The organism is Micromonospora sp. AP08, assembly GCF_008085935.1.
GTDB lineage: Bacteria > Actinomycetota > Actinomycetes > Mycobacteriales > Micromonosporaceae > Micromonospora > Micromonospora chersina.
Map to the genome: position 1 here is coordinate 79,997 of NZ_VSEZ01000012.1, position 13,481 is coordinate 93,477.

Here is a 13,481-nt window from a genome sequence, read left to right on the forward strand (position 1 = left end):
AGATCTTCGGGGGAGCTTACCCATGAGTCAACCAGCACAGGTGGCAGCGAGGCCCAACGTCCGGGTCGTGCTGTTCGGCCTGATGATCGCGATGATGCTCGCGATGCTCGACAACATGATCGTCAGCACCGCGCTGCCGCGGATCGTCTTCGAGTTCGGCGGGGCCGACCACTTCACCTGGGTGGTCACCGCGTACGTGCTGGGCACCACGGTCTCCACCCCGATCTGGGGCAAGCTCGGTGACCTCTACGGCCGCAAGACCGTCTTCCTGACCGCGGTGGTCGTCTTCCTGATCGGCTCCGCGCTCTGCGGCATGTCCGGCTCCGGCTTCTTCGGCGGGGTCGACACCGGGATGATCGAGCTGATCGCGTTCCGCGCGGTCCAGGGCCTCGGCGCCGGCGGCCTCATGGTCGGCGTCATGGCGATCATCGGTGACCTGGTGCCGCCCCGCGAGCGGGGTCGCTACCAGGGCATGATCGCCGGCATCATGGCCATCGCCATGGTGGCCGGCCCGCTGGTCGGCGGCTTCATCACCGACAACCTCTCCTGGCGCTGGGCGTTCTACGTCAACCTGCCGCTCGGCGGCGTGGCCCTGTTGGTCCTCGCCACCACCATGCACCTGCCGAAGTACCGCACCGAGCACAAGATCGACTGGCTGGGCGCCGCGCTGCTCTCCGTCGGCATCACCGCGATCGTGCTGGTCACCACGTGGGGCGGCAACCAGTACGACTGGGCCTCCCCGCAGATCCTCGGCCTCGCGGCGCTCGCCCTGGTCGCCCTGGTGGCCTTCGGTCTCGTCGAGCGGCGCGCCCCCGAGCCGATCCTGCCGCTGGGCCTGTTCGCCAACCGGAACTTCGCCCTCATCTCGGTGATCGGCTTCCTGCTCGGCTTCGCCATGTTCGGCGCCATGAACTTCCTGCCGCTCTACCAGCAGACCGTGCAGGGCGCCTCGGCCACCAACAGCGGCCTGCTGCTGCTCCCGCTGATGTTCGGCATGCTGGTGGTCTCGCTGGTGGTCGGCCGGGCCATCACGAAGACCGGGCGCTACCGGGCCTTCCCGATCGTCGGCGGCGTGGCGATGACCCTCGGCATGTACCTGCTCAGCCGCCTGGACCTGGGGACCAGCAAGATCGAGTCCTCGGCCTACATGATCGTGCTCGGCGTCGGCATGGGCTTCCTCATGCAGACCTCGATGCTCATCGCGCAGAACAGCGTGGAGCAGAAGGACCTGGGCGCGGCGAGCGGCGCGGCCACCTTCTTCCGGTCGATCGGCGGCTCCTTCGGTGTCTCGCTCTTCGGCGCGATCTTCGCCAACCGGCTCGCCGACTCCGCGGCCGGTCCGGCCCTGGCCGGTGGCGGTGGCGGTGGCGAGGGCGGCGGCATGGACCTGGAGAAGCTCAAGAAGCTCACCGGTCCGGCGCGGGAGATCGTGCTCGGCGCGCTCTCCGACGCCATCTCGCACGTCTTCTTCTGGGCGGTCTTCTTCACCGTGGCGGTCCCGGTGCTCGCCTGGTTCATCAAGGAGGTCCCGCTGCGGTCGTCGAACGACGCCCCGCCGGCGGACGCCACCCCGGAGGACCAGGCCGAGGCCGCCCTCGGCAAGGCCCCCGTCGCCTGACCCTCCCGTCGCGGCCACGCCGAACCCGTCACCGGGTACGGCGTGGCCGCGCCGTTTCTCCGTCAGTGGCGGCGGAAGAGGCCCGTGAGGCGGTGCCAGAGGCGGCGCAGGAGACCGGCCGGGGCGTCCGGCGCCGGGCCGCCGATGAGGCCGTCGGCCAGCGCGCGGGTGGCCGGGTCGAGGTCCGGGGTGGCCAGCGCCAGGTGGGCCAGCGAGACGGCGATCGGCACCGGGCGCTCGCGGGCCACGGCCGCCACGTCGGCGAGCCGCTCGGCCACCGCCCGCGCCACGTCCGGGCGTACGGCGGGGTCCACCCAGGCGGCGGTGACCAGGGCGAACAACGCCGCCTCGGTGATCCAGTCCTCCACGCCCCAGACGAGTTCCAGCAGCGTCCGGCGCCGGGTGGACTCCGCCCACGGCTCGTCGGTGCGGTGGTGCAGCAGGCCGAGGCAGGCCCAGACCTGCACGCAGCGCACCCACAGCGACGGGTCCTGGCCGGCGAGCACCCGCCCCAGCGCGGTGGCCGGCGCGGCCGGCGGGTGCACCAGCAGGGCGAGCAGATCGGACAGGTCCAGCGTGGCCAGTGCCACCGCGGCGTCGTAGGCGGCCGGTGGGTGCGGCCAGGCCGGGTGGGCGAGCTGCCGGATCCGTTCCGCCGCCTCGGCCGAGGGGGTGGGCAGGGTGGGCGCGGCCACCGTGCCGTCGTACCGCCAGAGCTGGCAGGTGGTGGCCCGGCGGGGTTCGCGCGGGTCCGGGTCGGCCACCGCGGCCACCTCGACGGCCAGCCCCGGTGCGGCCGTCGCCGCGGTCCGCATGGCGCTCGGCGGTTCCAGCCCGTCGAGGCGTACGGCGACCGGGGCGCCGGCCTCGGCGGCGAGCGCCTGGCGCAGCGCGTCCAGCACCGGCCCGCCGGCCGGGGTCACCTGCCCGAGCCAGGGGCGGCCGCGGCAGCACTCGGCCAGGTCGCCGTGCTCGTGGGTGTCGTCGGGGTGGTCCCGGACGAAGTCGGCGAGGGCCACCAGGTGGGCCACGTCCCCGTCGCGCTGGAAGCGCAGCCGGTGCGCGGTGTGCACGGCGCAGTCGAAGGTCGGGTCCCGGGTCAGGGCCCGGTCGATCCAGGCCAGCGCCTCGTCGAGCCGGCCGTTGTCGGCGAGGGTGCCGGCGATGTCGGCGTAGACCGCCAGGTCGTCGGGGTCGAGGGCGACGGCCCGTTCGAGGGCGGCGAGCGCGTCCCGGGTCCGGCCCGCGCTGCGGTAGGCGTAACCGAGCCACACCTCGCCGAGTTTGGTGGGCTGTGCGCGTACCCCCCGGGAAGCCCAGGTGACGGCGAGGGCGACCTCGCCGAGGCGCCGGGCCAGCGCGGACGCCGCGCCCAGCAGCAGCGGGTGGGCCGGGTGCACGGTGACCGCGTTGCGGGCCAGGGTGAGGTACGGGCGCAGCGGGTCGCGCAGCCGGCGCGGGACCGGGTCGGGCGCGGCCGCGCAGATCTGCATGAGGATCCGGGCGGTGCGCTCGGGGTCGAGCCGTTCGGGCAGGTCGGGCGCGGTCACCCAGGGCACGGCCGCCCACTCGGCGGCGGGGGCGTAGCCGGTGGCCGCGGCCAGCAGGTCGAGCCCCTCGGCGGGGCGGCCGGCGGCGGCGAGCAGGTGGGCGCGGGCCACCACCGCGCCGACGAAGGCGTGGTGGCCGAGCGGGAACAGGTCCAGGTCGCCGCCGCCGGCCGCAGCGAGCCGGGCCAGCGTCTCGTGCACCTCGGGCAGCGTGGGGGCCTGGACGAGCGCGGCGGCGACGTGGTCGGCGGCGTGCCGGAGGTCTCCCTCGGCCAGCGCCAGCCGGGCCAGCGCGAGTTCCTCCTCCGCGGAGAGCGCGGGGTCGTCCTCGGGCACGTCGTCCTCTCGGTGGTCGGTCCGCCAGCCGGGCAAGCCTAGGGGATCATGCGGCCGGATGGTGATCCACTGCGCACTACTGTTCGTTCCGTTGCTCGTTGCCGCTGAAAGGTGCAAGACTGAGCACCGAACGCGCGGCAATCGCGCAGGAGGGGGTCCTCAGTGACGCGTCCAGGGGCCGGGATGGCCGCCGACATCGACGAGCAGCCGGCCGGCTACGAGCGCCTGCTCTCCGCCGAGCACGCCGGGCCGATCGCCCGGGTCGCGGCGGTGATCGCCGAGCGCCGGCCCCGCCACGTGGTGTTCACGGCCCGGGGCACCTCCGACCACGCGGCGCTCTACGCGGCCTACCTCACCGAGATCCGCCTCGGCCTGCCCGCCGGGCTGGCCTCGCCCAGCGCCGTCACCGTCTTCGGCGCCCGGCCGGACCTCTCCGACGCCCTGGTGGTCGGGGTCAGCCAGAGCGGCGGCTCGCCCGACCTGGCCGAGGTGCTGCGGGTGGCCCGGGAATCCGGCGCGCTCACCCTGGCCGTCACCAACAACCCCGACTCCCGGCTGGTGGACACCGCCGAGCTGAGCATCGACATCGCCGCCGGCCACGAGCGGGCCGTCGCCGCCACCAAGACCTACACGGCCGAGCTGCTCGCGCTGCTCATGCTCGTCGAGGGGGTACGCGCCGGCGACGGCGTGCTCCCCGCCGAGGAGCGCGCCTGCCTGGCCCGCCTGCCCGAACTGGCCGAGCGCACCCTGTCCGACGCCACCCCGGCCCAGCTCGCCCCGCGCTACCGGTTCGCCGCCCAGCTCGTCACCACCGGCCGGGGCTACGCGTACCCGACGGCCCGGGAGGCGGCGCTGAAGCTGATGGAGACCTCCTACCTGCCGGCGCTCGCCTTCTCCGGCGCCGACCTGCTGCACGGTCCGCTCGCCATGACCGACCCCGACGTGCCGGTGCTCGCCGTGGTCGGCTCCGGCCCCGGCGGGCAGTCGATGCGCGAGGTGCTGCCCCGGCTCGGCGAGCGCCGCGCCGACGTCGTGGTGGTCGGCTCCGCCGACGTCGAGGCGACCGCCCGGATGGCCGTGCCCGAGGTCGACGAGCGGTACGCCCCGCTGCTCGACATCCTGCCGTTGCAGCGGCTCGCCCTGGCGCTGGCGCTGGCCCGGGGCGAGGACCCGGACGCCCCGCGCGGGTTGAAGAAGGTCACGGCGACGATGTGAGGCCCGGCGTGGCACGCTGTTCAGCGTGTCCACCCTCCGTGACCTCGCCGAGGAGCACACCTCGCTCCGGCCGGCCGACATCGACCACCTGCACCGGATCGCCGGCGACTGGCAGCTCCTCTCCGACCTGTCCTTCGCCGACCTGCTGCTCTGGGTGCCGGTCGACGGCGACGGCACGTTCCTCTGCGTGGCCCAGGTCCGCCCGACGACCGCGCCGACCGCGTACCTCGACGACCAGGTCGGCCGGATCGTCGGCGGGCCCGAGGTGGCGCACCTGGAGGTCGCCCACCGGCAGGGCCGGATCTGGCGGGAGGGCGACCCGGTCTGGTACGGCGACGTGCCCGCCCGGCACGAGGCCATCCCGGTGCGGCTGCGCACCGCCGACGGGGAGTCCGGCGAGGTCGTGGCCGTGGTGGGCCGGGACACCAACCTCTCCACCGCCCGCACGCCCAGCCAGCTCGAACTGAACTACCTGACCACCGCCGACGACCTGGCCCAGATGATCGCCGACGGCACCTTCCCGCCGCCCCGGCACCCGGGCGAGACCACCTCGGCGCCCCGGGTCGGCGACGGCCTGGTCCGGCTCGACGCCAACGGGAAGGTGACCTACGCGAGCCCCAACGCGCAGTCCGCGTACCGCCGGCTCGGCTACGCCTCGCACCTGGTGGGGGAGGACCTGGCCAAGCTGCACCGCCGGCTCGCCAGCGACCCCCTGGAGGGCACCGACGCCGGCAACGCCGTGCTGGCCGCGCTGCGCGGCGAGGCCCCGCCCCGGCGGGAGATCGACGCCCGGGGCGCCACCATGCTCACCCGGGCCCTGCCGCTCATGCCCGCGGGCGTGCCGATCGGCGCGCTGGTCCTGGTCCGCGACATCACCGAGGTACGCCGCCGCGACCGCGCCCTGATCACCAAGGACGCCACCATCCGGGAGATCCACCACCGGGTGAAGAACAACCTCCAGACCGTCGCCGCGCTGCTGCGCCTCCAGGCGCGCCGGGTGGCCATGCCGGAGGCCCGGGTCGCCCTGGAGGAGTCGGTACGCCGGGTCGCCTCCATCGCGCTGGTCCACGAGACGCTCTCCATGTCCAGCGACGAGGCGGTCGAGTTCGACGGCATCGTCGACCGGGTCGCCAGCGCGGCCACCGAGGTGGCGGCCACCGAGGTGTCCGTCGGCATGCGCCGTCAGGGCAGCTTCGGCGTGCTCCCCGCCGAGATCGCCACCTCGCTGGTGATGGTCCTCAACGAGCTGCTGCTCAACGCCGTCGAGCACGGCTTCCCGCCGGCCGGCGAGGAGGGCGCACCCGGCACCGAGGGCGCGCCGGAGCCGGCCGTGGTGGTCTCCGCGCACCGGTTCCGCAAGCAGCTGCACGTCTCGGTGGCCGACAACGGCCGGGGCCTGCCCGAGCAGTTCGACGCCGAGAAGGGCGGCAACCTCGGCCTCCAGATCGTCCGGGCCCTGGTCACCGGCGAGCTGCGCGGCACCATCGAGCTGCGCAACGGCGCCCGGGGCGGCACCGAGGCCGTCCTGGTCGTCCCCCTGGCCCGCGGCACCGCCGACCGCCTCGCCGGTTGACCGCTCCCGCGTGTGGCGCCTCCCCGGCCGTGGAGTAAGCGCCGGGTCGTCGTCCCGGTCCCGGCGGGTGAGGGCTCACCGGGTGAGGAGGGCGACCGTGAGGCCGGGGCGGGGCCAGACCTGGCGGACCGTGAAGGCGTCGCGGAGGGCGTCGCCCTTGGCACCGGGCACCGCCGCCAGCGGGTCGGCGCGCCGACCCGTGACCACCAGCCAGACCCGGTCCACGCCGGCCAGGCACTCCGCCGGGCGGTCGCACTCGGCCGCCCACAGGTCCGCGCGCTGCCGCTGGTCGCGCACCACCAGCACGTCGCGCGGTCGCCGCGCCCCCAGGTGGTACGTCAGGCCCAGGTCCGGGAAGAGCCAGCTGTCCCGGGGCGAGTAGACGACCGCGTCGCCCGGCTGCTCGTGGTCGGCGACGATCCGGGCCACGCCCGCGTAGTCCACGCGTGCGCTCCGCGGCCACTCGTGGGTGCGCCGCAGCGCCGCCTGGTCGGGCAGCCCGAGCAGGCCGGCCAGGGTCACCACGGCCAGCGCCGGCGCCAGGCGTACGCCGGCCAGCGCCGCCCCGGCCAGCAGGCAGGCGAACGGCACCGTGAAGACCAGGTACCGGGTCACCCAGAGCGGCACCGCCGTGCCGGCCGCGAAGAGCAGCAGCACCGGCAGCAGCACGGCGGCCCCCGGCAGCAGCGCCCGCCGGCTGAGCCGTCCCGCGCCGAGCGCGGCGAGACCCACGAGCAGGCCGCCCACCACCCCGCTCTGGGCCAGCGCGCCGGGCAGCGCGGCCAGGTCGTCGACGCGGGCCAGGCGTACCCAGTCGAGCTGGCGGCCGCGCTGCCCTCCGGCCGCCAGCACCAGCGGGGCGACCAGCACGGCCGCCGGCAGCAGCGCCACCAGCCACCGCCAGATGACGCCCGGGCCACGCGCGCCGGCAGCCGGGGCGGCCTCCCCGGTCACGGCTTGCGTGCTGCCGGCAGTCGGGGCGGCTTCGCCGGTCACGGCCTGCGCCTCGTCGGTCGGGGAGGTCGGGCCGGCCGGCGGGTCGAGTCCGGCCGCCGCCGGTCCACACGCCGCGACCAGAAGCACGACGAGGGCGTGCGCGGCGAGCAGGGTGAGGGCGATCAGGTGGAGCAGCCCGAGCGCGGCCACGGCGACGGCGTACCCGACCCAGCGCCGCCAGGTGGGCCGGTGCAGCGCCCCGACCAGCAGCAGCGTGGCGAGCACGGCCAGCAGGGTGGCCAGTGCGTACGGGCGGGCCTCCTGGCCGTACCGGGAGGTGACCGGGAGCACGGCGAGGAGCAGGCCGGCGAGCAGCCCGGCCCGGGGACCGGCCAGCCGGGCGCCCAGCCGGGCGGTGAGCGCGGCGGCCCCGGCCATGGCCAGCGCCGACGGCAGCCGCAGCGCGGTCGGCGAGGTGCCGAACAGCGCGGTCCAGCCGTGCATGAGCAGGTAGTACGGCCCGGTCGCCGCGTCGATGGTGCCGGCCAGCCGGACCAGGTCGGGGACCGGGCGGGTGGCGGCGCTCCACGTCGCCAGCTCGTCCCGCCACGGCTGCGCGTGCCCGATCCCGGCCAGCGTGACCACCAGGGTGAGCAGGCCGGGGGCCGCCCAGACCAGCCGAGCCCGACGGTGGCGGGACCGTTCGGACTCGGCGGGCGGGTTCACATTCCGCAGCGTCACACGGCGGCGGCGCCCGCCGTGCCGGTCCGCCGATTTGTCCCCACCCCCGTCGGGCCGACGCGGTGGACCGAGGTCGATGACCGCCGCTGCCCGTGATGTGGGATCACACACTCGGTCATTGGCCGGTCATCGCCGGCTGTGGGAGCATGAGCCCTATGACCGCCGCTGTCATCCGCCGCTTCGTGGCCCGCCGCCACGTCGATTACGGCCGCGTCCGCAGCGCGATCTGTCCGGCCCACTGACGACGCCCGACCCATCCGTCTCGGGCGCGTTCCGCGCCGGCCGTCATCGACATCGCCGTCCTCGGCCCCTCACCCAGGGCCGGCCGCCGCGTCCGCGCTTCCAGGCACAGCAGACAACGGAGGACGCCGCGATGGCGGTCAGCAGCACCACCACGACCCGGCCCGACACCCCGGCGCCCGTCGCCCGGGCCCCGCGCCGGCCGCGTGGCGAGGGGCAGTGGGCGCTCGGGCACCGGGAGCCGCTCAACGCCAACGAGCGCATCAAGAAGGACGACGACCCGCTGAACGTGCGGGCCCGGATCGAGAACATCTACGCCCACCGGGGCTTCGCCTCGATCGACCCGCAGGACCTGCGCGGCCGGTTCCGCTGGTGGGGCCTCTACACCCAGCGCAAGGCGGGCATCGACGGCGGGCGCACGGCCGTGCTGGAGCCGCACGAGCTGGAGGACGAGTTCTTCATGCTCCGGGTGCGGGTGGACGGTGGCGAGCTCACCCTGGCCCAGCTCCGGGTCGTCGCGGACATCTCGCGGGAGTTCGCCCGCGACACCGCCGACATCACCGACCGGCAGAACATCCAGTACCACTGGATCCGGGTCGAGGACGTGCCGGAGATCTGGCGCCGGCTGGAGTCGGTCGGCCTCCAGACCACCGAGGCGTGCGGCGACTGCCCCCGGGTCGTGCTGGGCAGCCCGGTCGCCGGGGTGGCCCGGGACGAGGTGCTCGACCCCACGCCGGCGGTCGACGAGATCGTCCGCCGGTACGTCGGCGACAAGGCGTACTCCAACCTGCCCCGCAAGTTCAAGACCTCGATCTCCTGGCTGGTCGACACCCCGTACGAGGCGAACGACATCGCCTTCCTGGGCGTCGAGCACCCGGAGCTCGGTCCCGGCTTCGACGTCTGGGTGGGCGGCGGCCTCTCCACCAACCCGATGCTGGCCAAGCGCCTCGGCGTGTGGGTGCCGCTGGCCGAGGTGCCGGACGTCTGGGCCGGGGTGGTCGGCATCTTCCGCGACTACGGCTACCGCCGGCTGCGCAACCGGGCGCGGCTGAAGTTCCTGGTGGCCGACTGGGGCGTGGCGAAGTTCCGCGAGGTGCTGGAGAAGGAGTACCTGGGCCGGGCGCTGCTCGACGGCCCGGCCGCGACGCTGCCGGCGAAGCCGGTCGACCACATCGGCGTGCACCCGCAGCGCGACGGCAACAACTACGTCGGCGCCGCCCCGATCGTGGGCCGGGTCTCCGGCACCCAGCTCGCCCGGCTCGCCGACGTGGCCGAGGCGCACGGCAGCGGCCGGGTGCGGCTCACCCCGTACCAGAAGCTGCTGGTGCTGGACGTGGCGCCGGAGCGGACCGACTCGCTGGTGGCGGAGCTGCGCGGGATCGGCCTGGAGGCCCGGCCGTCGGCGTGGCGGCGCGGCACCATGGCCTGCACGGGCATCGAGTTCTGCAAGCTTGCCATCGTCGAGACCAAGCGCCGCGGCGAGGAGTTGGTGGCCCGGCTGGAGGAGCGGTTGCGCGACTTCGACGCGGACATCTCCATCCACCTCAACGGCTGCCCGAATGCCTGCGCCCGCACCCAGGTCGCCGACATCGGGCTCAAGGGCCAGCTCGTGGTGGGCCCGGACGGCCGGCAGGTGGAGGGCTTCCAGGTGCACCTCGGCGGCGGCCTGGGCATGGCCGCGGGGCAGACCGCCGGCTTCGGCCGCAAGCTGCGCGGCCTCAAGACCACCGCCGAGGAGCTTCCGGCGTACGTGGAACGCCTGGCCCGCCGCTACCTGGCCGGCCGGACCGAGGGCGAGAGCTTCGCCAACTGGGTGATCAGGGTCGACGAGGAGGAATTGCGATGAGCGATGCCCGATCTGCGCCTCTCTACTGCCCGTACTGCGGGGAGGAGGACCTGCGGCCGCACGAGGCCGGGCACGGCGCCTGGGAGTGCCACGCCTGCGCCCGGGTCTTCACCGTGAAGTTCACCGGCCTGCTGAGCCGGGCGGTGAACCGATGAGCGCCCTGCCCTCCGCCGCCGGCCTGGGCCTGGTCGGGATCGGCGGGCCGGCCCCGGTCGACCCGGCCCGGCGCGACCCGGAGGAGCTGCGCGCGCTGGCCGAGCGGGCCGGCCGGGAGCTGGAGGGCGCGCCCGCGCTGGAGATCGCCCGCTGGGCCGCCGAAACCTTCGGGGACCGGTTCTGCGTGACCAGCTCGATGGCGGACGGGGTGCTGGCCCACCTGGTCTCCCGGGTCGCCCCGGGGGTCGACGTGGTCTTCCTGGACACCGGCCTGCACTTCCCGGAGACGCTCAAGGTCCGCGACGAGGTGGCCCGGCGGCTGCCCGTGAACGTGCGCTCGATCCGCCCCCGGATGACGGTCGGCCAGCAGGACGGCCAGTACGGCCCCCGGCTGTTCAGCAAGTCCCCGGACGACTGCTGCCAGCTGCGCAAGGTCGAGCCGCTGGAGCGGGCGCTGACCGGGTACGACGCCTGGGCCGCCGGGCTGCGCCGGGACGAGTCGCCGACCCGGGCCAACACCCCGGTGGTGGCCTTCGACGCCCGGCGCGGCAAGGTCAAGGTCAACCCGATCGCGGCGTGGAGCCAGCGGGACGTGGACGCCTACATCGCCCGCTACGACATCCCGGTGAACGAGCTGTTCGCCCGCGGCTACGGCTCGATCGGCTGCTGGCCCTGCACCCGCCGCACCCGGGCGGGGGAGGACCCGCGGGCGGGCCGCTGGGCCATGTTCGAGAAGACCGAGTGCGGTCTGCACACCTGACCGCCGAGCCGCCGGTGGTGCTGGTGGCGCACGGCAGCCGGGATCCGCGAGCGGCCGAGGCGACCCGGGCGCTGGCCCGGGCCGTGGCGGCCGCCCGCCCCGGCGTCCCGGTGCTGCCGAGCTGGCTGGACCACACCGACCCCGGTCCCGCCGCGGTGCTGCGGGACCTGGCCGCCGCCGGCCACCCCCGGGCGGTGCTGGTGCCGTTGCTGCTGACGGCCGCGTACCACCGGAAGGTCGACGTCCCGGCGGCGGTGGCGGCGGCCCGTCAGGGTGGCGCGGACATCGAGGTGCGGGTGACCGACGTGCTGGGGCCGGCCGACGGGACGGTGGACACCCGGCTGCTGGCCGGGCTGCGCCGCCGGCTGGCCGAGGCGGCGCCGGGCGGCGTCGACGCCGTCGTGCTGGCCGCGGCGGGCACCCGCGATCCCCGGGCGCGTGGCTCGGTGGGGCGGGTGGCCGCGGCGCTCGGCGCCGAGCTGGGCGTGCCCTCCCGGGTGTCGTACGCCTCGGCGGCGCCACCGGGCACCGGTGTCGCGGTGTCCCGGCTGCGCGCGGCGGGCGCCCGCCGGGTGGCGGTGGCCGCCTACTTCCTGGCTCCGGGCCTGTTCCACGACGCGGTCCGGTCGGCGGCGGAGCGGGCCGGCGCCGCGGCGGTCGCCGAACCGCTGACCGACCTTCCCGAACTGGCCGATTTGGTCCTGCGGCGGGTCGACGCCGTGCCGGTCGGCAGCCCGGTGTGACGCGCGTCGCCATCATGATCAACGAGGATGGCGCCGGGGTAGCCGGGTGTCATGTGCTCCGGACAGCAGAACGCCCCGGCCGGTGTCCGGCCGGGGCGTGCAGCGTGTGAGTCAGGCCGAGTGAGCGCGCAGCACCCGGAGCCCGCCGCGGCGCTTGACCGCGCGGCGCTCCTCCTCGCTCATCCCGCCCCAGACGCCGGCGTCCTGACCGGACTCCAGCGCCCACTGCAGGCAGTGGTCGGTCACCGGGCAGCGCCGGCAGACAGCCTTGGCCTGCTCCACCTGCAGGAGGGCCGGACCGGACGTCCCGATCGGGAAGAACAGCTCCGGGTCCTCGTCGCGGCAGACGGCATCGTGGCGCCAGTCCATGGCGGCAACACTCCTCATTCTTAAGTGGGTGGCCAGATAACGCTTCGTTGCTATTCCTATATGCGTCCGCATTGCCGATCGGTGACGGTCAGCATCCATCAATTCGGCGCTGCGTGAGCAGGCTTGCGGGCCCGTGGACCTGCTGGAACAGCTCAACCTGCCGAGCATATCCAGGCAATGTCCCGGTAACACGACTTCGCTTGTGAATACTTTCACGAACTGTCGTGATGTCAAGGGTGACGCTCGGAAAAACTCCGAACAGTGAGCGGGCTCACCACCCTTTTGTCCGGGTTTCAGAGCGCTCTGGTTACCCGGCGTGCCACAGTCGAGGATCAATATAGTACGGTCTGCGTGACGTTGCTGACATTTCCGGCACCTTCCCTCGGTGTGGCGGACACCGCCGGAGGCGGTGAGGGGTCCGCGTCAACCGACGGCAGTACCCGAGACCTAGCAGATTACTCTCAGTGCGGCGGGCACGGATGCAAATCTGACTTTTTCCCGCTCACCGAGGTAGTCGCCGTCCAGCTGGAAGGCCAGGGGGCGGGCCGAGAGCAGGGTGAACTCCGCCACGTCGTGCAGCCGGAGCACCTGCCGGCCGTGCGGGTCGGGCTGGCGCGAGAAGAACTGGGTCACCGTGCGTGCCGTGCTGGCCACCTTCAGCCGCCGCATGGCGAGCACGTCCAGGCCGAGGTCGAACGAGGCGTCCGGGTTCGGATTGATCTCCCGGTCGCCCAGGTACGTCCACGGCGCGGTGTTCTGGATGATGACCGTGCCCAGATCGGTCTCGGCGGTCTCGCCGGGGCGCTCCAGCGTGATGGCCGGATGCCGGCGGTCGGAGGCGAGGAAGTACTGGCTCACCGTGGAGCGGAAGTAGAGCGCCGGCGTGGACACCCGGCCCCGCTTGCGGGCCTGCTCGACCCGCTGGATGACGGCCGCGTCGATGCCGAAGCCCGCGCAGAAGGTGAAGTAGCGGTCGTCCGCCCGGCCCAGCCCGATGGTGCGCGACCGGCCCAGCCGCAGCCCCTCCAGGATCATGCTGGTGCCGTCCGGCCACTCCCGGGGCAGGCCGAGCGCGCGGGCGAAGACGTTTGTCGAGCCGCCCGGGACGGTGGCCAGCGCGGGCAGCCGCTCCGCCGGGGTCTGCCCGGTGCGGAAGGTCGGCGGCTCGGCGGCCATCAGGCCGTTCACCACCTCGTTGACCGTGCCGTCGCCGCCGAGCGTGACCACCAGGTCGACGCCCTCCTGGGCGGCCTCCCGCGCCAGATCCATGGCGTGGCCCCGCCGGCGGGTGTAGCGCACCGACAGGTCGACTTCGCTGCGCAGCGCCCGGACCAGCACGTCCCGGCTGCGCTCGCTGGTGGTGGTGGCCTTCGGATTGACCACCAGGACGGCCCGCAT

11 protein-coding genes are annotated in these 13,481 nt (G+C 74.6%); 7 read left to right on the forward strand and 4 right to left on the reverse strand.

Annotation, left to right across the window (positions count from 1 at the left end; genetic code table 11):
- Window positions 1-22 precede the first annotated feature (22 nt).
- Entirely contained in the window at window positions 23-1,618 is a 1,596-nt protein-coding gene (locus tag FXF50_RS20525) for an MDR family MFS transporter (protein ID WP_148430256.1), read from the forward strand.
- A 62-nt stretch (window positions 1,619-1,680) separates the two neighbouring features.
- Here FXF50_RS20525 and FXF50_RS20530 read toward each other — a convergent pair whose 3' ends face one another.
- The gene (locus FXF50_RS20530) at window positions 1,681-3,504 is read right to left on the reverse strand and encodes a tetratricopeptide repeat protein (protein ID WP_148430258.1); all 1,824 of its coding nucleotides are present in this window, start codon (window positions 3,502-3,504) and stop codon (window positions 1,681-1,683) included.
- A 183-nt stretch (window positions 3,505-3,687) separates the two neighbouring features.
- On the opposite strand from FXF50_RS20530, the gene FXF50_RS20535 reads away from it, so the two are divergent.
- Together FXF50_RS20535 and FXF50_RS20540 are read left to right on the forward strand one after the other, a co-directional pair.
- A complete protein-coding gene (locus FXF50_RS20535; protein ID WP_148430451.1) occupies window positions 3,688-4,719 on the forward strand; it encodes an SIS domain-containing protein in 1,032 nt (343 codons plus the stop codon).
- A gap of 25 nt (window positions 4,720-4,744) precedes the next feature.
- Entirely contained in the window at window positions 4,745-6,292 is a 1,548-nt protein-coding gene (locus FXF50_RS20540) for a PAS domain-containing sensor histidine kinase (protein ID WP_148430260.1), read from the forward strand.
- A 75-nt stretch (window positions 6,293-6,367) separates the two neighbouring features.
- On the opposite strand, the gene FXF50_RS20545 is transcribed toward FXF50_RS20540, so the two are convergent.
- Window positions 6,368-7,954 (reverse strand): glycosyltransferase family 39 protein, encoded by a 1,587-nt coding sequence (locus tag FXF50_RS20545; RefSeq protein WP_255510126.1) that lies wholly within the window; start codon window positions 7,952-7,954, stop codon window positions 6,368-6,370.
- Window positions 7,955-8,342: 388 nt separating this feature from the next.
- On the opposite strand from FXF50_RS20545, the gene FXF50_RS20550 reads away from it, so the two are divergent.
- From FXF50_RS20550 to FXF50_RS20565, 4 genes are read left to right on the forward strand one after another with little or no spacing between them, the layout of a single operon-like run.
- A complete protein-coding gene (locus tag FXF50_RS20550; protein ID WP_148430262.1) occupies window positions 8,343-10,055 on the forward strand; it encodes a nitrite/sulfite reductase in 1,713 nt (570 codons plus the stop codon).
- Window positions 10,052-10,210, forward strand: coding sequence for an IS1 family transposase (locus FXF50_RS20555; RefSeq protein WP_120573286.1), 159 nt, complete (start codon window positions 10,052-10,054; stop codon window positions 10,208-10,210). The genes FXF50_RS20550 and FXF50_RS20555 overlap by 4 nt, the downstream gene beginning before the upstream one ends.
- The gene (locus FXF50_RS20560) at window positions 10,207-10,971 is read left to right on the forward strand and encodes a phosphoadenylyl-sulfate reductase (protein WP_148430264.1); all 765 of its coding nucleotides are present in this window, start codon (window positions 10,207-10,209) and stop codon (window positions 10,969-10,971) included. Before FXF50_RS20555 ends, FXF50_RS20560 begins: the two co-directional genes overlap by 4 nt.
- On the forward strand, window positions 10,953-11,714 hold the full coding sequence (locus tag FXF50_RS20565) for a sirohydrochlorin chelatase (protein WP_370464132.1): 762 nt from the start codon (window positions 10,953-10,955) through the stop codon (window positions 11,712-11,714). Before FXF50_RS20560 ends, FXF50_RS20565 begins: the two co-directional genes overlap by 19 nt.
- Before the next feature lie 111 nt (window positions 11,715-11,825).
- Here the strand turns inward: FXF50_RS20565 and FXF50_RS20570 are convergent, their stop codons facing one another.
- Window positions 11,826-12,083, reverse strand: coding sequence for a WhiB family transcriptional regulator (locus tag FXF50_RS20570; RefSeq protein WP_088975879.1), 258 nt, complete (start codon window positions 12,081-12,083; stop codon window positions 11,826-11,828).
- Window positions 12,084-12,530: 447 nt separating this feature from the next.
- The gene (locus FXF50_RS20575) at window positions 12,531-13,481 is read right to left on the reverse strand and encodes a diacylglycerol kinase family protein (RefSeq protein WP_148430266.1); all 951 of its coding nucleotides are present in this window, start codon (window positions 13,479-13,481) and stop codon (window positions 12,531-12,533) included.